Genomic DNA, 22,679 nt, shown 5'->3' on the forward strand with positions numbered 1-22,679 from the left:
GGATCGACAGGTTCAGGCTTCCCTGGCCCGGCTGATCACCTCCTCCAGGCGCAACGGGCTCGCCGGGTGGTGGGTCAGGCACAGCGGGGTCGCCACCTGGCGGAAGCCGAACGCCTCCCCCGCCACGTAGAACTGCGCGCGCTCCAGCCTGGAGATGTCCGCGACCGGGCTGCCCTTCGCGCGGGCCAGCTCGTTGGCCGCCGCGATCTGGGCCGGGCTGTTGAGGCGGCCGAAGAACTGCGTCATCGCGTTGCCGACCACCTGGTTGTGCAGCCCCTTCGGCGCCTGCGTCGCGAACAGCAGCCCCAAGCCGTACTTCCGCGCCTGGGACGCGAGCACGATCGTGCTGCGCGTGCTCGCCGTCAGCGTGCCCGACGCCGCCAGCATCTGCGCCTCGTCCATCACGAACAACGCACCCAGCGGCCGGTCGCCCGCCGGGTTGCGTTTGATCCAGGCGAACAGCTCCATCTGCAGCTGGTTGACGAAGTTCTGCCGCTGCTCCTCCGCCGGCAGCCCGACGAAACTGATCACCGAAACCCGCGCCCGGTGCCCCGGCGCCGGCGTCAGCAGCACACCCGGGTCCACCGGCTCACCACCGCCGGCGAACAGCGGGTCGTTGACCATCGCCGCCTTCAGCACCTCGGCCAGGTCGGCCGCGATCCGCCTGGCGTCGTTGAGGTTGCTGACGTCGTCGGGCAGGTCCGACAGCAGCCCGATCAGGTCCGGCAGGCTGCGCGACCCGGTCCGCGCGTGATGGATCACGGCCTGGCGCAACACCGCCAGGCCGATGTTCGCCTTGACCGTGGTCCCGGTGAGCCGCGCCTGCGGCGCCAGCGTCGCCACCGCCACCTCGACGGCCGCCGTGAACTCGTCGGCGTCGTCGAGAACGCCGCCGAAGTCCGGCAGGGGCTGGAACGCGAGCGGCCGCCCGGTCGCCCGCCCGGGCGTCCAGACGACGACGTCCGTCTCCGCCAGGTACCGCTTGGCCAGCTGGGCATCATCGGGCCCCCACCCGGCCGGCGGCTCGGGCCAGGCGTCCCCGAGGCGGGAGAGGTCGTTGTTCGGGTCCAGGACGATCGCGGACACCCCCAGCAGAGCGCACTCCTCCACGATCCGCCTGAGCAGCACGGTCTTCCCCGACCCGGACCCGGCGAATATCGCCGCGTGCTTGCGCAGCGCCGAAAGCCCGATCCGCACCGGCTCTCCCGACCCGACGACCGTGCCGAGCGTGATCTCCCCTTCCCCCGGCGGCGGGTGCGTTTCTCCCCCACGCTGCTCAACCACCACCGGCGGCGGATGCGTCCCTTCGGCAGCCTGCCCCGACGACGGCGCCTTCACCTCGGAGCGCTGCCCGTTCGACGGCGGCGGCAACACCGCCGACAACAGCTCCGAGCGGCTGGCCGGCCGCCGGTCGACGAGCCATTCGTGCAGCTCGCGACCACCGGTCTCGAGCATCCGGTCGAGCGCCCAGAACGTACGCACATCCGGGTCGGACAACGGCTTGGTGCGTCCACCCGCGGTCTCGAAGGCGCCGACCTCCTCCCGGGTCTTCTTGCCCTGCGACCACTTCAGCGCCCGGATGATGACGAGGTGCCGGTTGTCCGCGCCCGGCCGCTGCCCCGCCGCCGACCGGGCCTTGCGGAACCGGCTCAGCGCGGCCCGGGCGTCGCGGGCGGCGATCGCCCGGAATCCCCAGTGCTCCTGGAGATCCGACGCCTCGTCCACCGTCCGGGTGAGCCAGGCGTGCAGTTCGCCGCGCCCGTTCTGGTGCTCGCATACCCATTCCAGGTTGTCGTCCCCGACTTCGGTGATCCAGCTGCGCAACGCGGCCGACAGCAAATTCGGCATGACCTTGTCTTCGGTCTTCTCGTTGCGCAGCTTCTCGGGATCGGCTTCCGCCTTCAGCTTCTCGAACTCGGTGTCGAGCGCGGCGAACTGGTCTGTTTCCAGCACGGTCCGCAACGGCGCGACCGGCACCGGAGCCTGTTCGTCGAAGGACGTGAGCTCCGTGACCTGCCCGGTGCGCAGGCATGTGTCGATGTGAGCCACGATGCGTTGCAACAGGACCCGCGGGGTCCACTGCTCCCAAGGCCGGTCGAAGGCTTCGAGCGCCACCGGCCAGGTCGGGTGGGGCGGCGTGAACTCCATGGCCCGGTAGGCCACGCCGAGCCGCTTTTCCACCAGGGCCCGGCCGAGCCGGGCCTCGGTGATCCGGCCGAGCGTCACGGACTCGCGGAAGCGATCGGGCACGGTGCCGGCCGCCTTCGTCTTGATCTGCTCCCACGTGCTGGGCAGGCAGGCCAGCACCGTCAGGGTCTTGTGGGTGACTTCGCGCAGCCCCATGAGCCCGTCGGCGATCTGCGCCACGAGCAGGTCTTCCTCCGTGCTGTCCCCGATCTGCTGCGTCCGCTTCACCGACCGCGCGACGAGAGTGTCGAGCTGGTCCACGGCGATCACGACCGGGCCGGTCAAAGCGAGCAGCCGGGTGATCTCCTGCACGAGGACGCGAGTGGGTTTCGGGCGCGGCCGGATGCCCCAGTCCTTGGCGTCGGACGTGAGCTCGTCGTCCCCGTCGAGGTAGTCCTCGCCGATGTACCGGGCGCTCCGGTCCCGGCTCGCGAGGAGCACGAGCGCGCGGGCCGTGTCACCGCAGTCATAGGCGACCGTCTCGTCGAGATGCGCTACCCCGTCGACGAACGCCTCGACGTCGTCCGAGGTCACCCCGCGGCCCCGCCGGAGCCTCGTCGTGACCTCGGCGTCGACCTGGGCCCGCAGGCACACGCGCAGCAGGAAGCTCTTCAGCTGGGACTCGCCCGACTCGTCCGGCCGGGACAGTCCCCGGCGTAACGCCTCGGCCGTGTTGTCCCAGAACGCGTCCGCGGCGGTGACCTCGGCGAGGAAGAAATAGCCACGCGCGCGGTGCACCTGACGGCGGACCAAACCCAGCAGGTGGGTCTTGCCGACGCCCTTCAGCCCACGCAGCACCAGGCCGATCGGGCTCGGGCCGTCGCTGGCCGCGGCGTCACGGATGCCCGTGTCGAGTGCGGTGAGGGCATCGGCGTGCAGCCCGTCGACGTGGTACGGCGAATCCCGCCAGACGTGGTCGGGGGTGTCCGCCCAGTCGAACCTCAATGCCGCCAACGCTGCCAGTTCGTCCATCACGGCGCCTCGATCGAGAGCAGGTGGTTGTCCTCACCACCGATGCGGATCGCCGCCTCGTGGTCGGCGGCGGTGAGGGCCTTGCGGTTGTCCTCCGGCACCAGGTGGATCTTCCCGGCCCCACTCAGCTCCTTCAGCACGGCATCGACCTCGTCGGCGGGCGCGCCGAGCTTGAGCCGCAGGTCGACCAGCCCGATCCAGCCGCGCGGTTCCTTGACCAGTTCGCGGTAGGCGATCCGGATGCGTCCTTCGAGGTCTTCGGGCTCCGGTTCGGCCTCGACACCGAAAACGTCGGCCGGGCGGAGCTTCTCCTGGCGCAGAAAACCTCCGAGACCGCTCAGGACAAGGTACAGCGCCGAGCAGAGAACGCTCTGCGGCCGCGGCGGTGGCGGGGTCTGTTCCTGCATCTCCGCCTCACACCACGCCCATCCACTGTCGGTGAGCTGGTGGACGAACGTGCGGCCGACCTTCTCGCTGGCGACGTACCCGGTGTCGTTCAGCTGTGTGCGGTCCTTGCCGGTCAGGGTGAACCCCACTCGTTCCTGCAGTTCGGGGTTGGGCACCTCCCGGCCCAGCACCATCAGCGTGAACATCGCCGCGGTCTGCTTGTGTCCCAAGCGGTCGGTCATCCGAGGTCCTTCCGGTGGTTCGTGTGCTGAAACGTGGTCTTCGCCCGGGCGTCGAGGACGTGGAGAAGCATGTCGATCGACTTGCGGGTCTCGAGCGGAACGCCGTGGTGGCGGTCGCCGTTCGGGGAACGGGGTTTGATGACCAGGGCGAGGTCCGCCGCGAGGTCCTTGACCCGCGCGTCATCGCCGCCGCCGACGGCCGCGCGCAGGTCCTGGACCAGCTCGTCGACGAGGTCCCACAGCGGTGGGCGCAGCCACGCCTGGAGCGTCTGGCGCAGCAGCGCGGCGAGATCGGGTTCGTCCGCGTCGACGAGCGGGGTGAAGCCCTGGAGCTGGCCCACCAGGTCGCGGGCCACCTCGGCCGGGCCGCGGGACGGGCCCAGGCGCAGGTAGCGGAGGTTGCCGACGTAGCCCGGGAGCGCGTTGGGCTCGGTGCCCGGGGTGAGCACCGGGATGACGCGGCGGTCCTGGCCGAGCGTCCGGTGCAGGAACAGCTCGATCTCCGCCGACTGCCAGCGGCTGACCTTGCCGTCGATGACCAGGCACAGGTGCCGGGCGTCGTCCTCGGCCCGGGCGAGCAGGGATCGGTCGCCCGACAACGACTTCCCGACCCGGACGTCGAGCCGCTCCAGCTCGGCGACCAGTGCGTTCGCGACCTTCACCGAGGACCGCGGGATACTGACGCGGACGTCGTGCGCGAACTCGCGCCGGACTTCGCGGACCGTCGCGACGTAGGCGTCACGGTTGCCCGCCAGCAGGTCCGTGCGGTCCAGCCGGTGCCCGATCACCGCGGCCACCGTCTCCAGGGCGAAGCCGATCTGGTCGGCGCTCGGCGTCGCCTCCTCCAGGACCGGCAGCTGCTCGCCGAAGCTCCAGTACGAGACGTAGGGCAGCGTCAGGTGCCGGGACATCGTGTCGGCGTCCACGGTCTGGTCGAGCCACGTCCGGTACAGGTCCGCCGTCTCCTCGACGCAGATGCGCCGCCACTTCTCCGACCGGTCGTACTCTTCGCGGTTGTCGAACCGGGACAACACCGGCAGCACGGTGAGCCGCGGCCGGTCGAACGGCATCCGGTCGCGGGCGACGTCCGCGCGCCGGGCGAGGTCGACGGCGCCGCGGACGCTCTGCATGTTCGCGGTGAACAGGACGACGAGGTGGTCCGGGAGGTGCGCGGTGCAGATGCCGCCGATGTCGGAGATCCCGGTGCGGCTGTCGATCAGGACGAAGTCGTACTCGGCCGTCCACCACTCGCGGCACCGCTCGAGGTAGTCGCCGAACCCCTCGTCGTAGAGGCCTTCCCAGTCGATGTCCTGGACCCGCCCGGCGTACCTGGCTCCTTCGCGCCCGGCGGCGACGAAGTCGAGCGCGCCCACGCCGGTCAGCCGGGTGATGTGCATCGCCGGGTCGAACCGGCCGGCGCGGAAGTCGTCGACGAGGTCGACGACCCCCCGGAGGGGCGGACCGGTCAGCTTCTCCCGGAAGTAGTCGCTCAGGCCGGGGGCCTCCAGGTCCCAGTCCAGGCAGAGCACCCGGTTCCCCCACCGCGCCAGCAGCACGGCGACGTTGGCCAGGGTGAAGCTGCGGCCGACGCCGCCCTTGTACGAGTAGAAGGTGAAGACCGACCCCGGCATGCCTCAGAACCTCGGCATCCGGGGCCGGTTCGGCGGCTCCGGCATCGGGGTGTCGACGGGCCAGTCCGGCCGCCAGTCCGGCGCGAGGTCGATCAGCACTTCGAGCTCTTCGGCGATCTTCTCGACCTCCTGGTGGAAGTCCAGGTACGCCGGCGAGGCCTGGAAGTGTTCGTAGGGCAGGTTCCACTGCTTGAGGTCCCGCATGCTGCGTTCGTGCGCGTACGCCGGGAAGTTCCGCGAGTCGCAGAAGATCACGGGGTAGATCAGCCGCCGCGGCCGCTCCGGCGTCGCGCGACCGACCAGTTCCTCCCGTTTCGCCATCGAGTGCCATTCGGCGAGGCACCACTCGCTCTGGAAGTACTTCGGAGAGCACACCGGCACCAGGATCCGCGTGCGCTGCAGCGCGGTCCGCAGTTCCGCCGGCCAGTGCGAACCGGTGGGCAGGGTCTCGTCGAAGAAGACCTTCACGTCACGGTCGAGATTGCTGTCCAGCAATTCCGACAACCGTGGATGAAAATGATTCCTGACCCACGCCGGAACCACCCGGTCGCCACGTTGGTAGCTGATGAAGACGTCGTACTGGTACACGCGTGCCGCCGCTCCTTCACCGCTCCCCACCAGGCGGATCACAGCCTAGATCGACACACCTCGCCGAGATAGACGAGAAACCTGACAGATTCTGGACATTTACTGGCCACGAAACCGGAAGGTCACCGATCAAACCTTGACAGATCCGCGGAAAATGGATAGATGACTGCGTAGCGACCAAGTCCGGCCGCTCGCTGAATGTTTCCGGAAAGACGATGGTCCGGCTCGGTGAATCACCGACCCGCCCGTCAAGAGGAGTGTCGATGCCCGACGACGAGGCGCCGCGGGTGTTCGTCAGCTACTCCCACGACACCCCGGAGCACAAGGAACAGGTCCGGCGGTTCGCGACGTTCCTGCACGGCCGGATCGGGCTCGAAGTCGTGCTGGACCGGTGGTACGACAACGAACGCCGGGACTGGTCCCTGTGGGCGACCGAGCACCTGCGCGACGCGGACTTCATCCTGGTCGTGGCGTCGCGCCTCTACAAGGACCGGGCCGAAGGGCTGGCATCGCCGGACGAGGGACGCGGGGCCCAGTTCGAAACCGCGATCATCCGGGACAAGCTGACCAAGGATCTCCGCGACGGCGCCAAACGGGTCCTGCCCGTCGTGCTCCCGGGGCATTCGATCGAGGAGATCCCGACCTTCCTGAACGCCTACTCGACGACGAGGTACGAGATCGAGGAGTTCACGGAAGCCGGAGTGACCGAACTCCTGGCGGCGATCACCGGACGGGGTCAGTACCCGATTCCCCAGCGGGGGCAGTGGCGCGGAAACGGCGAAGCGCCGGTGAAAGAGGTGTCGGCCAGCGAACTGCCGTGGATCGTGGCCAGCAACGGAATCCGCCGTGACAGCGCCCTGATCGACGGGATCCGCTACGACAACAGCATCGTGCTGCGGCCCACCAAGCGCCCGGCCGGCTCGGACGGGTACGTCGAGCTGGACCTCGGCGGCCACTACCAGCGGCTGACCGCGGTCGTCGGGGTGCTCGACGACGCCGCCGACCCGTTCCAGGTCGGGCACTTCCAGGTCTTCCTCGACGGCGCCCCGCAGTCCGCCCACCAGGTGGCGCTCGGGAAGCCGGCCACGATCGACCTCGACGTCACCGGGGCGCTCCGGCTGCGGCTCGAGATGTCCCGTCCCGGCGCGGGCGGCTCGCCCTTCGGCGGCGCCGCCGTGTCGGTGCGGCCCCGGGCGGGGCGGCCGGCGGAGCTGGCCTGGGGCGACCCGACGATGACCTGACGCCCGGCCGCCCACCAGGCGTCAGGGGGTGATGACCACCTTCAGCGCCGAGTTGGCCGCCGCGTTCGCGAAGACCTCGTACGCCTCGTCCATCTCGCCGAAGGTGAACGTGTGCGTGCCCATCTTCTCCGCCGGGATGCGGCCCGAGGACACCATCTTCAGCAGCGTCGGGATCGAGACCGTGTCCACCAGGCCCATGGTCAGCGTGACGTTCTGGATCCACATCTCCTGCATCGGCAGCTCCACCGGGACGCCGTGGACGCCGATGTTCGCGATGCGGCCGCCGGGGCGGACCAGCGACGCCGCCGTCTGCAGGGTCTGGGGGTAGCCGACCGCCTCGATCGAGACGTCGACGCCCAGGCCGTCTGTCATGGCCAGGACGTCGGCCTTCGTGTCCGGGCCGGCTTCGATCGCGTCCGTCGCGCCGAAGTCCAGGGCCTTCTCGAGGCGGAACTTGTTGGAGTCCACCGCGATCACCTTCGACGCGCCCCACAGGCCCGTCGTCAGGATCGCCGACAGGCCGACCGCGCCCGCACCGACCACCGCCACCGTGTCGCCCGGGCGCACGCGGCCGGCCAGGACGCCGACCTCGTAGCCCGTCGGCAGCGAGTCGGCCAGGAAGATCGCCTGCTCGTTGGTGACGTCGTCCGGGACCGCGTACAGCGACGTGTCCGCGAACGGGACGCGCACCAGCTCGGCCTGGGTGCCGTCGATGAGGTGGCCGAAGATCCAGCCGATCCCGCCGACCGTCTGGCAGTGCGACGGCATCCCGCGCCCGCAGTACTCGCAGCGGCCGCACTGGGTGATCGCCGGGACGAGCACGCGGTCGCCGACGGCGAACGCCCGGACCGCGTCGCCGACCGCCGTCACCGTGCCGACCGCTTCGTGGCCGAGGATCCGGCCGTCGGTCACCGCGGCGACGTCGCCCTGCAGGATGTGCAGGTCGGTGCCGCAGATGGTGGTCGTGTCGACGCGCACGACCACGTCGGTGGGTTCCTGGACGGCGGCGTCCGGGACGTCTTCCCAGGCCTTCGCGCCCGGACCGTGGTAGACCAGCGCCTTCATCGTCGCCTCCGGCGACCGCCCGGCACCCGCGTCCGGGCACGGCCGCCCACCGACGGTAGGACGGTGGGCGCCGCCCGGCTGTCGCAATTAGAGACAGTGGCTCAGGTGTACCAGGTCGGCTCGGGCACCTCGCCTCGCAGCGCGTAAACGCCGACCTCACGCCGCTTGTAGGCCACCGGGTCGTGCAGCGAGTGCGTGCGGAGGTTCCGCCAGAACCGGTCCAGCCGTACTTGGCCGCGCTCGCCCGGGCGCCGGTCAGCTCGAAGATCCGGGTCCCGATCTCCAGGCCGGTCTCGATGACGCGCTGCTTGGCCGCGGCGATCAGCACGGCGAGCTCACCGCGGGCTTCCGGCGTCAGCTCCTCCCGCGACGCGTGCAGCACCCGCGAGATCGCGGCGCCGGCCTTGTCGGTGAGCGCCTCGGCCGCCCACAGCTTCGCCTGCAGGTCGCCGTGGCCGTCGAGGATGTACCACTCCTCGGTGGCGGCGTCCTTGTCGTCACCGCCGTACGGCCACGGGCGGGTGCGCTCGCGGGTGTAGGCCAGCCCGGCTTCCAGGGCGCCCTGCGCGATGCCGAGGTAGAAGTTGGTGAACACCAGCTGGATCGCCGGCACGTTGAGCGTGTTGTACGTCAGTGGGCGGAACGTCCGGTCGACGTACCCGGCCGCGTTCGCCCACGGCACCCGGACGTCGGTGATCGTCACGCTGCCGGACTCGGTGAGCCGCTGGCCGAGGTTGTCCCAGTCGTCGTGGAAGACGATCCCGTCCTGTGCGGACGGCACGATCGCGAAGACGTGGTCCTCGGTCCCTTCGAGGATGCCTTCGAGCACGGTCAGGTCGGACACCTTGCTGCCGGTGGAGAACGACTTGCGTCCATTGTAGACGATGTCGTCGCCGTCTTCGGTGATGGCGAGGTCGGAGTCGCGCGGGTTGACCGCGCCGCCGAAGAAGAGGTTGCCGGTGGTGTACAGCTCTTCGACGACGCCGATCTGCTCGTCGGTGGCGACCAGGCGCGCCGCCCACGCCCACAGGTAGTGGTAGCCGAGCAGCTGCCCGATCGAGCCGTCCGCGCGGGCGATCTCGCGGGTCACCCGGTAGGCGGTGTCCCAGGTCTGCCCGCCACCGCCGTGTTCGCGGGGCCCGAGCAGGGTCACCAGGCCGGCGTCCTTGAGCAGCCGGACTTCCTGGTACGGCGTGGCGTTGCCGCGATCGCGCTCGACGGCGTCGACAGCGAGCTTCGCGGCGACGTCCTTCGCCGTCGCGATCCAGTCGGCGGCGGTCTTCTCCGTTGTGGTCATGGGGTTTCCGATCGTTGCGCGGGCAGGACGGATCGCCCGCCGCACCGGAACCCGTTTCGGGCACGGCAAAGCAGCGGGTGATCGGGATGGGATGGGTCAGGCGGTACAGCGGGTGAAGGGGCTGCCGTCCATGATCCCGAGTACACCGTGACGCTCCGTGGCTGTCAACGGACGTCCGCGCGCTGGGAACGGGTCAGTCGCGCTCGGTGTTGCGCGCCATGAAACTCTTCGCGTCCCCGGCCGACGGGTCGACGAACACGATGTCGTCCGGGCGGCGGCGGGGGACGTCGATCGCCAGGACGACCAACGGCTCCGCGGTGATGCTCGGGAAGCCGTGGACCTTGCGCCGCTCGAAGGCCAGGAACATTCCCGGCCTCGCCTCGAACTCCTCGCCGTCGAGGTGGAACGTGCCGCCGCCGCTGAGCAGGTAGAGGTGCTCGTCGCAGTCGTCGTGGTAGTGCAGCGGGACTTCGCGGTAGATCCGGAAGATCCGCGCGCTGGCCGAAGCCTTGTCGACGAAGTACTTGTCCACCAGCATGGTCTCGGCGGTCCCGGGCAGCGCCGCGGCTTCCGCGAGGACGTCGAACACGCTCTGGGTGTTGTCACTCTCCATGACCCTCGAACCTAGGCGCTGTCCTGCGAGTCAAGCTCGCGGTCTTCGCGCCCAGGCGGCCCCTGACGGAACGGGCGGCTCACCCGAGTACAACCCGGTACGAGGGCGACCCGCCCGCACCGCCAGGAACCACCTGGATCACGAAGCCCATCGAGCAGACTCACAGGACAGCGCCTAGCCGACCAGCGGCAGGAGCACCTCGTCGACGATGGCCTCGACCTCGGCCTCGGAGACCGGCCCGGCCTCGATGTGCGCGACGAGGACCAGCCGCGGCCCGACGGCGGCGAGGCGAGCGGTGCCGGTCTCCCCCAGCAGCTCCAGGATCAGCTCCTGCCGCGGCCGGAACACGAGGTCGCGGACCCGTTCGAACAGCGCCGGGTGCCGCCGGCGCTGCGTGATCAGCTGGACCAGCGCGCGCCCGTGCGGCTCGTCGAGCACGCGGGCGAAACCGCCGAGCAGCACCAGCAGGTCGGTACGCAGATCACCGGTGCCGGGCGGCGGGGTTTCGCCGAAGCCGGCGACCGGGTCGGTCAGGGCGGCCAGCACCAGTTCCGCGGGCGTCGACCAGCGCCGGTAGAGCGCCGCTTTGCCGGTGTGGGCGCGAAGGGCGATCTTCTCGAAGCTCAGCTCCTCGAAGCCGGCCTCCGCCAGCTCGGCCAGCGTCGACGCGTAGATCGCCCGCACCAGGTCGTCGCCCCGTCGCCGCGTGTCCGGCATCGCCCGCCCTTCCCGTGTACCGTGCTTAGTGAACAGTACCGTTCCTTATCGGGGAGTGTCGCATGAGCAGGACCGCCGTCACGAACGTCCGGGTCTTCGACGGCACCGGGCTCACCGAGCCGCGCACGGTCGTGATCGACGGCGGCACGATCGGCACCGACCCGGCCGGGGCCGACACCGTCGACGGCGGTGGCGGCGTCCTGCTGCCCGGGCTCATCGACACCCACATCCACCTGCACGGCCCCGAGAACCTCGAACAGCTGGCGCGCCACGGCGTCACGACGGCCCTCGACATGGCCACCTTCTCGGCCGAGCTGCTCGCCTCACTGCGCGACCGGCCGGGCCTGACCGACATCCGCAGCGCCGGGATCCCGGCGATCGGGCCGGGCGGGATGCACGCCCGGATCCCCGGCATGCCCGCCGAAGCCGTCATCACCGATCCCGGGCAGGCGAAGGACTTCGTCGCCGCGCGGGTCGCGGCGGGGTCCGACTACCTGAAGATCGTCCTGGAGGCGCCCGGTGGCGGCGGCCCGGAGCTGCCTGCCGCCCGCGCGCTCACCGACGCCGCGCACGAGGCCGGGCTGCTGGTCGTCGCGCACGCCACTTCCGCCGGGGCCTACACGATGGGCCTCGACGCCGGCGTCGACATCCTCACGCACGCACCGCTGGGCGCCCCGATCACGGCGGACGACGTCGCCCGCGCCGGGATCGTCGCGCCGACGCTGACCATGATGAAAGGCGTGTCCGCGGCCTTCGGGCAGCCGCAGCTCTACGAAGGCGCGAAGGCCTCGGTGACGGCGTTGTACCGCGCGGGTGTGCCCATCCTCGCCGGGACGGACGCCAACACCGAGCCGGGCGTGCCGGCCACCGTCGCGCACGGCGTGAGCCTGCACGACGAACTCGAGCTGCTCGTCGACGCCGGACTGTCCACTGTGGACGCCCTGCGCGCGGCGACGGTGTTGCCCGCGAGGCACTTCGGGCTCGACGACCGCGGCGCCGTTCAGCCGCGCCTGCGCGCCGACCTGGTGCTGATCGACGGCGACCCGATCGCGGACATCCGGGCCACCCGTGCGATCACCCGGGTCTGGTGCGCCGGTACCGCAGTCACGGCCCCAGCAGGGCGATAGACGCGCGGACCGCGACCTCGGTGACGTCGCCGGCGCGGCCGCCGTCCTCGACGGTCGTCGCGATCAGCTCGCGCAACCCGCCCAGCAGCATGATCGCCAGCTGCCGGGACAGCGGCCGGATCCCCGCCGCCCGCATCTCGGCCGTGTCGGTCAGCCGCAGCGTCATCGCGATGAAGCCCTCCATCGCCTCGCGCTGCAGCTCGCGGGTCGAGGCGCCGAGCGCGGGGACGTCGCGGATCCAGCTCAGGGTGATCTCCGGCTGCGACTCCGCGGCGGCGATCCACGCCTCGATCGCTTGGCGCACCTGATCGGCCCACGGCGCGCGCGGGTCGACGGCTTCGGTGATCTGGCGGATCATCTGGCGGTTCGCTTCGGCCAGTAGCGCGACGAAGCACGCTTCCTTGCTGGAGAAGTGTTCGTAGAACGTGCGACGCGAGGTCCGGGCCCGGCGGACGATGCCGGCGACCGTCGTGTCGCGGAAGCCGTCCTCGGTGATCGAGGCGGCCAAGCCGTCGAGCAGCCGCTGCCGGAACCGGTGGGTCTCGACCGTGGTCACCGTCGTCACGCTATACCCCTTCCGCAGCCGGAGCCCCTTGAAACCGGATAGTACCCCGGCGTACCGTACCGACGGTACGTTCGCGTACCACCGAGCGGGGAGATGTCGATGACGACCGTGACACGCCCAGGGCCCGTGACGCTGCCGCCGGGGCCGGCCGCGCCCCGTGCCGTCCAGGGTGCCTACGCGCTGACCAGCCCGCTGCGCGGCATGCGCCGGCTGCGGGAGAAGTACGGGGACGCCTTCACCGTGAACGTGCCGATCTTCGGCCACGCCGTGGTGATCAGCGGCGCGGCCGAGATCAAGCAGCTGTTCATGTCCGGGCCGGACCTGGTCGACAACCAGGAGGTCAACCTCGGGCGCGTGCTCGGCCCGCGGTCGCTGTTCGCCCTCTCGGGCGAGGAACACCGCCGGCAGCGCAAGCTCCTCGTGCCGCCGTTCCACGGCCGCCGGCTCGCCGCCTACGAGAAGATCGTCGAGGAAGAGACCGTCCGGGAGCTGGCGAGCTGGCCGGAGGGCCGCGCGTTCGCGACGCTGCCGTCGATGATGCGGATCACCCTCAACGCCATCCTGCGCGCGGTGTTCGGCGCGGAAGGGGCCGAATTCGCCGAGCTGCGGGCGCTGCTCCCGCCGTTCGTGACGCTAGGTTCCCGGCTGGCCGTGCTGCCGATCTCCAAGAAGGGCCGCCTGAACCCGTGGCGCCGCTTCGAGCGGCTGCGGCGCGACTACGACGCGATCGTCGACCGGCTGATCGCCAAGGCCCGCGCCGACGAGCGTCTCGACGAGCGTGACGACGTCCTCGCGCTGATGCTGCAGAGCCGCTACGACGACGGGGCCGAGCTGAGCCGCGAAGAGATCGCCGATCAGCTGCTCACCCTGCTCACCGCCGGGCACGAAACCACCGCGACCACGCTGGCCTGGGCGGTCGAACGGCTCCGGCGGCACCCCGGCGTGCTGCGGGAACTCGCCGAAGCGACCGACAGCAAGCTGCTCGACGCGACGATCCTCGAGGTCCAGCGCACCCGTCCGGTCATCGACCTCACCGCCCGGCAGGTCAAGCAGGACGGCTTCCGGCTCGGCAAGTGGACGCTGCCGAAGGGGTACGTGGTGCTCGTCAGCATCGCCCTGATCCACGACGACGACACGCTCTTCCCACACGCCGCGACGTTCGACCCGCACCGCTTCGCCGGCGCGCGACCGGACCTCTACCAGTGGATCCCGTTCGGCGGCGGCACCCGCCGCTGCATCGGCGCCGCGTTCGCGACGATGGAGATGACCGTCGTCCTGCGCACCCTGCTGCGCGACTTCACGCTCGAGCCGACCACCGAGGCGGACGAGCGCTGGCACTCCCGGGGCGTCGCCTACGCCCCGGCCAAGGGCGGGCGCGTGGTCGTGCGCCGCCGGGGAGGAACCGCGTGAACGAACAGATCGCCGACGTCGGCCGGGGGATTTCGCTGGCCTACGAACGGATCGGGGACAACGGCGCCGAACCGCTGGTGCTCGTCGCCGGGCTGGGCCAGCAGCTGCACAGCTGGCCCGACGCCTTCTGCGCCGAGCTGGCCGGGCGCGGGTTCCAGGTCGTCCGGTTCGACAACCGCGACGCCGGGCGCTCGACGCACCCGCGGTTCCGGCCGGCGAAGCTGCCCGCGATGTTCGCCGGCCGCTTCCCGCCCGAACAGTACGATCTGAGGGACATGGCCGCCGACACCGTGGGCCTGCTCGACGCGCTGGGCCTGGACCGCGTGCACCTCGCGGGGGTGTCGATGGGCGGCATGATCTCCCAGTCGGTGGCCGCGCTGCACCCCACGCGGGTCCGGACCCTGACGTCGATCATGTCGACGACCGGGTCCCGGCTGATCGGCCGTCCGGCGTTCTCGACGTTGCGGCTGATGGGCGCGAAGCCGCCGAAGTCGCGCGAAGAGGCCGTCGAAAGCGCCGTGAAGATGTTCCGGCACATCGGCTCGCACGGCTTCCCCTTCGACGAGGCCTGGGTGCGCGAAAGGGCCGGAACGGGCTGGGACCGCGACCCGACGGCGGGCGGTGTGGGCCGTCAGCTCGGCGCGATCCTCAAGTCCGGCAACCGGACGGCGTGGCTGAAGAAGATCACCGCGCCCACACTCGTGGTGCACGGCGACCGCGACCGGATGGTGCACCCGACCGGCGGCGCCGCCACGGCGCGGGCGATTCCCGGGGCCCGTCTCGAAACCATCCGCGGCATGGGGCACAACCTGCCCGAAGGCGCGTGGCCCGCCCTGCTCGACCTGATCGCCGGCCACGCGAGGAGCAGCGATGTCCCGACCACCTAGCCTCACCGGCCGCCCGGTGGTGATCACCGGCGCGGCGTCCGGCATCGGCCGCGCGCTCGCGACCAGGCTGTCCCGGCTCGGCTCCCCCGTCGCCATCGCCGACGTCGACGAAGCCGGCCTGAAGGCCACCGCGGCCGGCCTGCGAGGACGTGTCCTCACCCGGGTTCTCGACGTCCGCGACGCCGCCGACCAGCTCCGCTTCGCCGATGAGGTGCGCGACTGGCTCCCGGCGCCGCTGGCCGCCGTCTTCAACAACGCCGGCGTCGCGGTGACCTCGACCGTGCTCGACGCGGTGCCCGAGGACGACGACTGGCTGCACGACATCAACTTCCGCGGGGTCGTGCACGGGACGCGGGCGTTCCTGCCGATCCTCGCCGAGCAGGGTTCGGGTGCCGTGGTGAACACGTCCAGCGTGTTCGGCCTGGCCGGGATGCCGCACCAGAGCGCCTACTGCGCGGCGAAGTTCGCCGTGCGCGGCTTCACCGAGTCGCTGCGCCACGAGCTGCGCGGCACCGGCGTCCGCGCGATCACCGTGCACCCGGGCGGGATCACCACGAACATCGCGCGCAACGCCCGGGTGCGGCGTGACCCCGAAGGCCGCGGGCGCACGAAGGACGAGATGGCCGCGCAGTTCGAGGCGATGACGATGACGTCGCCCGAACGGGCCGCGGAGATCATCCACACGGGCGTCGACCGCGGGAAAGCCCGTATCCTGGTCGGGCCGGACGCTTACCTGTTCGACGCGCTCACCCGCGTCACCCCCACCCACTACTACGCCGTGCTCTCCCGCCTGCGGAACCGCATGCGTGCCCGGCAGACGGAGGCCGTGAAATGACCGAGCACGTCGACGTGCTGATCGTCGGGGCCGGGCTGTCCGGCGTCGGTGCCGCCCACCACCTGCGGGAAGCGTTCCCGCGCAAGACGTACACGATCCTCGAGGCGCGCGACGCCATCGGCGGCACGTGGGACCTGTTCCGCTACCCCGGCGTGCGGTCCGACTCGGACATGCAGACGCTCGGGTACCGGTTCCGGCCGTGGACGAGCGAGAAGGCCATCGCCGACGGGCCGTCGATCCTGCAGTACGTCCGGGACACCGCGACCGAGGCGGGCATCGACCGGCACATCCGGTTCGGACACAAGGTGATCCGCGCGGAATGGTCCACAGAGGACGCGTTGTGGACGGTCGAGGCGGCGCACGACGGCGAGCCCGTCCGCTTCACGGCGAAGTTCCTGTACCTGTGCAGCGGTTACTACGACTACGAAGGCGGCCACACCCCGCAGTTCCCCGGGATCGAGGAGTTCGGTGGCACCGTGGTGCACCCGCAGCACTGGCCCGAGGACCTCGACTACGCGGGCAAGAAGGTCGTCGTGATCGGCAGCGGCGCGACGGCCGTGACGCTCGTCCCGGCGATGACCGACCGCGCCGAGCACGTCACCATGCTGCAGCGCTCCCCCACCTACATCCTGTCGCTGCCGTCGGAGGACGCGCTGGCCAACCGGCTGCGCGGCCTGCTCGGCCCCAAGCTGGCCTACCCCATCGCGCGCTGGAAGAACGTCGCCGTGAGCACGCTGATCTACCAGCTCAGCCGGCGCCGCCCCGGCGTGGTGAAGGCGATGATCCGCAAGGCCGCGATGAAGCAGCTGCCGCCCGGGTACGCCGTGGACACCCACTTCAAGCCGAAGTACCAGCCGTGGGACCAGCGGCTCTGCCTGGTGCCGGACGGCGACCTGTTCCGCTCGATCAAGCACGGCGACGCCTCGATCGTCACCGACCGGATCGCGTCCTTCACGAAGACCGGCATCCGGCTGGAGTCCGGCGACGAGCTCGAAGCGGACGTCGTCGTCTCCGCCACCGGGCTGCGGCTGCTGGCCTTCGGCGGCATCGAGCTGGCCGTCGACGGGCACGTCGTGAAGCTGCCGGAAACCATGACGTACAAGGGAATGATGCTCAGCGGCGTGCCGAACTTCGCGTTCACGATCGGCTACACGAACGCGTCGTGGACGCTCAAGGCCGACCTCGTCGGCGAGTACGTCGTGCGGCTGCTGCGTCACCTCGACCGGACCGGGCAGGACCAGGCCGTCCCGGTGAACGACGACCCGGCGGTCACCGAGCGGCCGTTGCTCGACTTCGACGCCGGGTACGTGCTGCGGGCGATCGACGCGTTCCCGAAGGCCGGGTCGCGGGCGCCGTGGACGCTCGGCATGAGCTACGCGCACGACGTCGTCAAGCTGCGGCACGGCCGGATCGACGACGGCGCGCTGCGGTTCTCGCGGCGGCCCGCCTGAGCGTGCAGACTGGGCGCATGACGCCTTCACCCCGCCGGGCCCGCTGATGCACAGCGCGGGTCTGGTCCTGCACCCCCGCCGCGATTCCGCGGCCGCCGTCGAGGCGGTGCTCGGCTGGGCCGGGAACCGCGGCATCGAGATCCTCGGCATCGCCGACGAGATCGTCCGGTTGAAGTGCGCCGCGATCGGCGTGACGTCGGAGGAGCTGGGCCGCCGCTCGGACCTGCTGGTCAGCCTGGGCGGCGACGGCACGATGCTGCGCGCCATGCGGCTGGCCGACGGGCAGCGCGCGCCGGTGCTCGGGGTGAACCTGGGCAAGCTCGGGTTCCTCGCCGAGGTCGACGTGCCCGACCTGCCGGGCGCGCTGTCGGCGATCGACGGCAACGAGTTCACGGTGGAGCCGCGCCTCGCCGTCGACGCCGTGTTCGACGGCCGGCGGATCACGGCGTTCAACGACATCGCGGTGGTCCGCGTCCCCGGCGACGGCAGCGCGGTCGTCGCGGTGCGCGTCAACGGCCAGCCGTTCGTGAGCTACTCGGCGGACGCGGTGATCGTCGCGACGCCGACCGGTTCGACGGCGTACAGCTTCTCCGCGGGCGGCCCGATCACGAGCCCGTCGGTGGAGGCCCTGCTGGTGACGCCGGCGGCGCCGCACTCGGCGTACAGCCGGGGCGTGGTGCTCTCGGTGCACGACACGGTGGCGCTGGAGGTCCTGCCGACGAGCGGCCGCCTCGCGGTGGAGGTGGACGGCCAGGTCGCGGGCTACGTCACCCCGGGCGACCGCCTGGACCTGCGAGGCCGCCCGAGCGCGGCCCGGGTGGTCCGCCTCGGGATGACGACGTTCTACCAGCGGGCGCGCCGCAAGCTGCGCCTCACGGACTCGGCGGAGATCCCCCAGGACGGCGACCACTGACGCATCTTTCCCAGGGAAAGTGCGAGTTTGCGGAACAAAGCAGCACTTTCACGTGAAAGTCCGCTTCGGGTCGGGCCGAGGCGTGGGGTGCGTCACAGCGCGGGCGCGTCGGCAATGGTCACGGAATGGTCACGGGTAGCGTCGCCGACTTCGTCTGAACCCGCTGAGCGCTCCCGGAGTGAACCTAGGCATGCTGGCCCCCGCACCGACCCACCTGTCCCTTCGCGCCCGGCTGCTCGTGCCCGGCGCGCAAGCCGCGTTCGCCGCGGCCGTCGTCCTGCTCGCCGTGCTGCACCTCGATCGGCGCCTCGCGCCGCTCGATCCGGTCACCGCGATGCTCAGTGACTACGCCCTGGTCCCCGGCCGCTGGATGTGGGACGGCGCGCTCATCCTCACCAGCACCGGCTCGGCGTTGCTGCTCGTCGCGCTCTACCGCCGCGGCCTGCTGGCCAACCCGGCGCTCGTCGCGGCGAAGGTCCTCTGGTGCGTCAGCCTGCTCACCGTCGCGATCTTCGCGAAGGATCCGCAGGGCGGGGCCATCACGACCACCGGCAAGATCCACCTCTACGCGTCCGCCGTGACGTGCCTCAGCCTGCCGGTCGTCGGCTGGGCGCTGGGCCGGCGGCACCGCGACGACCCGCGCTGGCGCCGCTTCGCCACCTGGTCGCGCCGGCTGGCGCTGGCCGCGATCCCGTTCTACCTGCCGTTCATCGTCCCGTTCGCGGTGAACGTCGTGCTCGGCGGCCACCTGCCGACCGTGGCGACCGGACTGGTCGAACGCCTGATGATGCTCATGGAGATCGCCCTGCTCGCCGTCCTCGGCGTCTGGGCGCACCGCGCGGCGACCACGCCAGCAAACCGTGAGCCACTTTCGTTATCGCCTGCGTCACACTAGACACCATCACAAAGTGTAAGCGAGTCACCTTTGAGCATCGCCGAAGTTCGATGCCGAAGGAGCCCGCCATGCCAGACCTCGCGACCGGGAAGGGCACCCGCGTCGGAGTGCTGCTCGTCCCGCTCGTGGTCGTGCTGTTCATCTCCAACCTCGACCAGACGATCGTCGCCACCGCCCTGCCGAGCATCGCCCGTGACCTGGGCGACGTCGGCGGTTCGTCGTGGATCGCCACCGCCTACCTGCTGACCAGCGCCGTCACCACGCTGCCCGTCGATGGCGTGGCTCGCGGCGGCGCCGTGGCTGATCGTGCCGCTGGTCCTGGCCGGCGCCGGGATCGGGTTCTTCGTCCAGGTTTCGCTGCCGGCCGGGCAGAACGCCGTACTGATCGTTTCCGGCCGCCTGTGAAAGGGTGAGGGCATGACCGAGGAGCCGCGCGAAGGGCTGCGGGAGCGCAAGAAGCGCCTGACCCGCGAGACGCTGGCCGCCAACGCCGAGCGGATGTTCCGGGAGCGCGGCTTCGACCAGGTGACCGTCGCCGAGGTCGCCGGGGCGTCCGACGTGTCGGTGAAGACGTTGTTCGTCTACTTCGACAGCAAGGAGGACCTCGTCTTCGCCGACGAGTTCTCCCTGCTCGACCGGATCGAGCAGCGGCTGGCCGGCCGCCCGGCGGGCACCTCGGCCGCCGAGGCGGTCCGCCGCCTGGCCCACGAGCTCATCGACGGGACGCTGCCCGGCGACGACTCCGAGGGCATCGTCGCGTTCGCGCGGCTGATCGGCGAGAACCCGGCGCTGCACAGCCGGCTGCAGCTGATGTGGGAACGCTACGAGCAGCGCCTCGCGGCCACGCTCGCGGCCGAGGCCGGCGGCTCCCCGTTCGACCCGGCCACGCGCGCGGCGGCGGCGTTGCTGATCACCCCGTTCCGGGTGCTGACCAGCTCCGACGTCCGCGACCGCATCCCCGACGACGGCGCCGCGACCTGGATCGACGCCTGCTTCACCCTCATCGAGAAGGGGCTGCCGGGCTAGGTGCGCTCGGTGAGCGGCGCTGAAGCCGTTGCTCGGTACGGGCGCGAGTGACGGAAAATCCCGGTATCCGGCACCCGATCGCCCGTCTTTGCAGCACCGGGATTGCAGCCGCCGGCAAGATTACCCCTCAGCCGAAGCCGCTGAGAACCCACTTCTGAAGCAAGCCCTAGCTCCGCGCGGGCTGGTCCTTGGTCCGGTGCAGCAGCCAGTCCCGGCCCGTGTCGATCAACGCGTAACGGACGTCACCTTGCCGGCCGTGCAACGTGAACAGCATTCGCTTCGCCGTCCGGTCGTGCTCCTCCCACCAGCCGGTGTCGGCGACCTTCTTGTGCTCGTCCTCGTAGCCGAGGTGGTCGAGCGCGTGATCGGGCACGGCGATCGCGAGGCGGTTGCCGCCCGCGGCGGCGGGCAGGCCGCGCGGGACGGCCCACGACCGCAGCACGCCGTTCTCCTCCAAGCGCAGGTCGAAGTGGTGCCGGGGCCGACAGTGCTCGTGCAGCACGAACGCCGGGCGCGGGTCTTCCATCCCGCTCACGATGCCAGAAGTTCCTGATGTGTACCCGGTTTCACCCCTTCGAAACCGTCCTTCCGTGGACTTGACCCAGTCCAGAAACAGGCGCACGGTAGGAAGTCATGAGCGATGCGGCCGGCATGTTACGAGCGGCGGGTCTGCGGGTAACCGCGCCCCGGCGGGCGGTGCTGACCTGGCTGGCGCAGCACCCTCATTCCACTGTGGACGCCATCGGCACCGGCGTCCGCGCCATGCTGGACTCTGTGTCCACCCAGGCGATCTACGACGTCCTGGGCGCGTGCACGGAAGCCGGCCTGATCCGGCGGATCGAGCTGCCGGGCCACCCCGCCCGGTTCGAGCGGCGAGCCGGGGACAACCACCACCACGTCGTGTGCCGCGGGTGCGGCCGGACCGAGGACGTCGACTGCGCGGTCGGCGCCACGCCCTGCCTCACCCCCGGCACCGGGCACGGCTTCACCATCGACGAGGCGGAAGTGGTGTTCTGGGGCTTCTGCCCCGGGTGCACCGCGAACCACCACGCAGAAAGAGGACCGCAGTGACGCAGATCCATCCCGAACCGACCACCACCGACGCCGGCATCCCCGTCGAGAGCGACGAGCACTCGCTCACCGTCGGGGCGGACGGCCCGATCCTGCTGCACGACAACTACCTCATCGAGCAGATGGCGCAGTTCAACCGCGAGCGCGTCCCCGAGCGGCAGCCGCACGCCAAGGGCAGTGGCGCCTTCGGGCGGTTCGAGGTGACCGGCGACGTCAGCGCGTACACGAAGGCCGCGGTGTTCCAGCCGGGCACGAAGACCGACCTGCTGATCCGGTTCTCCACCGTCGCCGGCGAGCGGGGCAGCCCCGACACCTGGCGCGACCCGCGCGGCTTCGCGATCAAGTTCTACACCAGCGAAGGCAACTACGACATGGTCGGGAACAACACCCCGGTGTTCTTCCTGCGCGACCCGTTGAAGTTCCAGCACTTCATCCGCTCGCAGAAGCGCCGGGCCGACAACAACCTGCGCGACCACGACATGCAGTGGGACTTCTGGACGCTGTCGCCGGAATCGGCGCACCAGGTGACGTGGCTGATGGGCGACCGCGGCATCCCGCGGACCTGGCGCCACATGAACGGCTACAGCTCGCACACCTACATGTGGGTCAACGCCGGTGGCGAACGCTTCTGGGTGAAGTACCACTTCAAGACCGACCAGGGCGTCGAGACCTTCACGCAGGACGAGGGCGACCAGATGGCCGCCGCCGACACCGACTACCACACGCGCGACCTGTACGAGTCGATCGAGGCCGGCGACCATCCCAGCTGGACGCTCAAGGTCCAGGTCATGCCGTTCGAGGACGCCAAGACCTACCGGTTCAACCCGTTCGACCTCACGAAGGTGTGGCCGCACGCCGACTACCCGCTCATCGACGTCGGCCGGATGACCCTCGATCGGAACCCGACCGATCACCACACCGAGATCGAGCAGGCCGCGTTCGAGCCGAGCAACCTGGTGCCGGGGATCGGCGCGAGCCCGGACAAGATGCTGCTGGGCCGGCTGTTCTCCTACCCGGACGCGCACCGCTACCGGATCGGCGCGAACTACAAGCAGCTGCCGGTCAACGCGCCCGTGTCGCCGGTGCACAGCTACAGCAAGGACGGCGCGATGCGCTACACCAAGGTCGCCGACCCGGTGTACGCGCCGAACTCCAAGGGCGGCCCGCACGCCGACGTCGCGAAGTACGGCCAGCCCGCGGGCTGGCACACCGACGGCGACATGGTCCGCACGGCGTACACGCTGCGCGAAGAGGACGACGACTGGGGCCAGGCCGGCACGATGATCCGTGAGGTCTTCGACGACGCCGGTCGCGAGCGGTTCGTCGACAACGTCGTGGGTCACCTGCTCAACGGCGTGACCGAGCCGGTGCTGCAGCGCGCCTTCGAGTACTGGCGCAACGTGGACAAGGACATCGGCGACCGGATCGAGTCGGGCGTCCGCGCCAAGGCCGGGGAAAAGGACCCGAAGGCGGCGAAGCAGGCGAACCCCGCTCGGTCGAGCATGCAGAAGAAGGCCTGACGAACGGGGCGAGTCACTCTCCCGGGTGACTCGCCCCGG

The 22,679-nt window shown here is 70.7% G+C and carries 21 protein-coding genes and 1 pseudogene; 12 read left to right on the plus strand and 10 right to left on the minus strand.

What is annotated here, in order from left to right:
* Nucleotides 1-12: 12 nt before the first annotated feature.
* Genes ACLJQZ_RS17215 through ACLJQZ_RS17230 form a run of 4 tightly spaced genes read right to left on the minus strand, consistent with a single transcriptional unit; the run spans nt 13 to nt 6,049 of the window.
* On the minus strand, nt 13-3,159 hold the full coding sequence (locus ACLJQZ_RS17215) for an ATP-binding protein (RefSeq protein WP_410620986.1): 3,147 nt from the start codon (nt 3,157-3,159) through the stop codon (nt 13-15).
* On the minus strand, nt 3,159-3,788 hold the full coding sequence (locus tag ACLJQZ_RS17220) for a hypothetical protein (protein ID WP_410620987.1): 630 nt from the start codon (nt 3,786-3,788) through the stop codon (nt 3,159-3,161). Before ACLJQZ_RS17220 ends, ACLJQZ_RS17215 begins: the two co-directional genes overlap by 1 nt.
* Nucleotides 3,785-5,419 carry a CATRA system-associated protein gene (locus tag ACLJQZ_RS17225; protein WP_410620988.1) on the minus strand — a complete coding sequence of 545 codons (1,635 nt, stop codon included), beginning with the start codon at nt 5,417-5,419 and terminating at the stop codon, nt 3,785-3,787. Before ACLJQZ_RS17225 ends, ACLJQZ_RS17220 begins: the two co-directional genes overlap by 4 nt.
* A gap of 3 nt (nt 5,420-5,422) precedes the next feature.
* Nucleotides 5,423-6,049 carry a toll/interleukin-1 receptor domain-containing protein gene (locus ACLJQZ_RS17230; RefSeq protein WP_410620989.1) on the minus strand — a complete coding sequence of 209 codons (627 nt, stop codon included), beginning with the start codon at nt 6,047-6,049 and terminating at the stop codon, nt 5,423-5,425.
* Nucleotides 6,050-6,270: 221 nt separating this feature from the next.
* On the opposite strand from ACLJQZ_RS17230, the gene ACLJQZ_RS17235 reads away from it, so the two are divergent.
* Complete coding sequence (locus tag ACLJQZ_RS17235; RefSeq protein WP_410620990.1) at nt 6,271-7,248, plus strand: SEFIR domain-containing protein; 978 nt, start codon at nt 6,271-6,273, stop codon at nt 7,246-7,248.
* A gap of 21 nt (nt 7,249-7,269) precedes the next feature.
* On the opposite strand, the gene ACLJQZ_RS17240 is transcribed toward ACLJQZ_RS17235, so the two are convergent.
* From ACLJQZ_RS17240 to ACLJQZ_RS17255, 4 genes and pseudogenes are all read right to left on the minus strand, one after another.
* Complete coding sequence (locus ACLJQZ_RS17240) at nt 7,270-8,313, minus strand: alcohol dehydrogenase catalytic domain-containing protein (protein WP_410620991.1); 1,044 nt, start codon at nt 8,311-8,313, stop codon at nt 7,270-7,272.
* A 101-nt stretch (nt 8,314-8,414) separates the two neighbouring features.
* Nucleotides 8,415-9,610, minus strand: a pseudogene (locus tag ACLJQZ_RS17245) (acyl-CoA dehydrogenase family protein).
* Between the two features lie 193 nt (nt 9,611-9,803).
* Nucleotides 9,804-10,223 carry a cupin domain-containing protein gene (locus ACLJQZ_RS17250; RefSeq protein WP_410620992.1) on the minus strand — a complete coding sequence of 140 codons (420 nt, stop codon included), beginning with the start codon at nt 10,221-10,223 and terminating at the stop codon, nt 9,804-9,806.
* 174 nt (nt 10,224-10,397) lie between these two features.
* On the minus strand, nt 10,398-10,940 hold the full coding sequence (locus ACLJQZ_RS17255; protein ID WP_410620993.1) for a TetR/AcrR family transcriptional regulator: 543 nt from the start codon (nt 10,938-10,940) through the stop codon (nt 10,398-10,400).
* Nucleotides 10,941-11,002: 62 nt separating this feature from the next.
* Between ACLJQZ_RS17255 and ACLJQZ_RS17260 the strand changes: the two genes are divergently transcribed.
* A complete protein-coding gene (locus tag ACLJQZ_RS17260) occupies nt 11,003-12,067 on the plus strand; it encodes an amidohydrolase family protein (RefSeq protein WP_410620994.1) in 1,065 nt (354 codons plus the stop codon).
* On the opposite strand, the gene ACLJQZ_RS17265 is transcribed toward ACLJQZ_RS17260, so the two are convergent.
* The gene (locus ACLJQZ_RS17265) at nt 12,045-12,632 is read right to left on the minus strand and encodes a TetR/AcrR family transcriptional regulator (RefSeq protein WP_410620995.1); all 588 of its coding nucleotides are present in this window, start codon (nt 12,630-12,632) and stop codon (nt 12,045-12,047) included. The two genes, ACLJQZ_RS17260 and ACLJQZ_RS17265, sit on opposite strands and share 23 nt — an antisense overlap.
* Nucleotides 12,633-12,731: 99 nt before the next feature.
* Between ACLJQZ_RS17265 and ACLJQZ_RS17270 the strand changes: the two genes are divergently transcribed.
* The 8 genes from ACLJQZ_RS17270 (at nt 12,732) to ACLJQZ_RS17305 (ending at nt 20,049) form a co-directional block, all read left to right on the plus strand.
* Nucleotides 12,732-14,042: a cytochrome P450 gene (locus tag ACLJQZ_RS17270; RefSeq protein ID WP_410620996.1), complete on the plus strand. Its 1,311-nt coding sequence runs from the start codon at nt 12,732-12,734 to the stop codon at nt 14,040-14,042.
* A complete protein-coding gene (locus ACLJQZ_RS17275) occupies nt 14,039-14,929 on the plus strand; it encodes an alpha/beta fold hydrolase (protein WP_410620997.1) in 891 nt (296 codons plus the stop codon). The genes ACLJQZ_RS17270 and ACLJQZ_RS17275 overlap by 4 nt, the downstream gene beginning before the upstream one ends.
* Nucleotides 14,913-15,764: an SDR family NAD(P)-dependent oxidoreductase gene (locus ACLJQZ_RS17280; protein WP_410620998.1), complete on the plus strand. Its 852-nt coding sequence runs from the start codon at nt 14,913-14,915 to the stop codon at nt 15,762-15,764. Before ACLJQZ_RS17275 ends, ACLJQZ_RS17280 begins: the two co-directional genes overlap by 17 nt.
* On the plus strand, nt 15,761-17,215 hold the full coding sequence (locus ACLJQZ_RS17285) for a flavin-containing monooxygenase (protein WP_410620999.1): 1,455 nt from the start codon (nt 15,761-15,763) through the stop codon (nt 17,213-17,215). Before ACLJQZ_RS17280 ends, ACLJQZ_RS17285 begins: the two co-directional genes overlap by 4 nt.
* A gap of 46 nt (nt 17,216-17,261) precedes the next feature.
* Complete coding sequence (locus tag ACLJQZ_RS17290; RefSeq protein ID WP_410621000.1) at nt 17,262-18,128, plus strand: NAD(+)/NADH kinase; 867 nt, start codon at nt 17,262-17,264, stop codon at nt 18,126-18,128.
* Nucleotides 18,129-18,318: 190 nt separating this feature from the next.
* Nucleotides 18,319-19,023 (plus strand): DUF998 domain-containing protein, encoded by a 705-nt coding sequence (locus tag ACLJQZ_RS17295; RefSeq protein ID WP_410621001.1) that lies wholly within the window; start codon nt 18,319-18,321, stop codon nt 19,021-19,023.
* Nucleotides 19,024-19,091: 68 nt separating this feature from the next.
* On the plus strand, nt 19,092-19,436 hold the full coding sequence (locus ACLJQZ_RS17300; protein WP_410621002.1) for a hypothetical protein: 345 nt from the start codon (nt 19,092-19,094) through the stop codon (nt 19,434-19,436).
* A gap of 4 nt (nt 19,437-19,440) precedes the next feature.
* On the plus strand, nt 19,441-20,049 hold the full coding sequence (locus tag ACLJQZ_RS17305; RefSeq protein ID WP_410621003.1) for a TetR/AcrR family transcriptional regulator: 609 nt from the start codon (nt 19,441-19,443) through the stop codon (nt 20,047-20,049).
* Between the two features lie 166 nt (nt 20,050-20,215).
* Here the strand turns inward: ACLJQZ_RS17305 and ACLJQZ_RS17310 are convergent, their stop codons facing one another.
* Complete coding sequence (locus tag ACLJQZ_RS17310) at nt 20,216-20,575, minus strand: DNA polymerase ligase N-terminal domain-containing protein (RefSeq protein ID WP_410621004.1); 360 nt, start codon at nt 20,573-20,575, stop codon at nt 20,216-20,218.
* A gap of 107 nt (nt 20,576-20,682) precedes the next feature.
* Between ACLJQZ_RS17310 and ACLJQZ_RS17315 the strand changes: the two genes are divergently transcribed.
* On the plus strand, nt 20,683-21,120 hold the full coding sequence (locus ACLJQZ_RS17315; protein ID WP_326949331.1) for a Fur family transcriptional regulator: 438 nt from the start codon (nt 20,683-20,685) through the stop codon (nt 21,118-21,120).
* Complete coding sequence (locus ACLJQZ_RS17320; protein ID WP_410621005.1) at nt 21,117-22,640, plus strand: catalase; 1,524 nt, start codon at nt 21,117-21,119, stop codon at nt 22,638-22,640. The genes ACLJQZ_RS17315 and ACLJQZ_RS17320 overlap by 4 nt, the downstream gene beginning before the upstream one ends.
* Nucleotides 22,641-22,679: the final 39 nt, after the last annotated feature.

The organism is Amycolatopsis sp. cmx-8-4 (assembly GCF_046548675.1).
Classification (GTDB): Bacteria; Actinomycetota; Actinomycetes; order Mycobacteriales; family Pseudonocardiaceae; genus Amycolatopsis.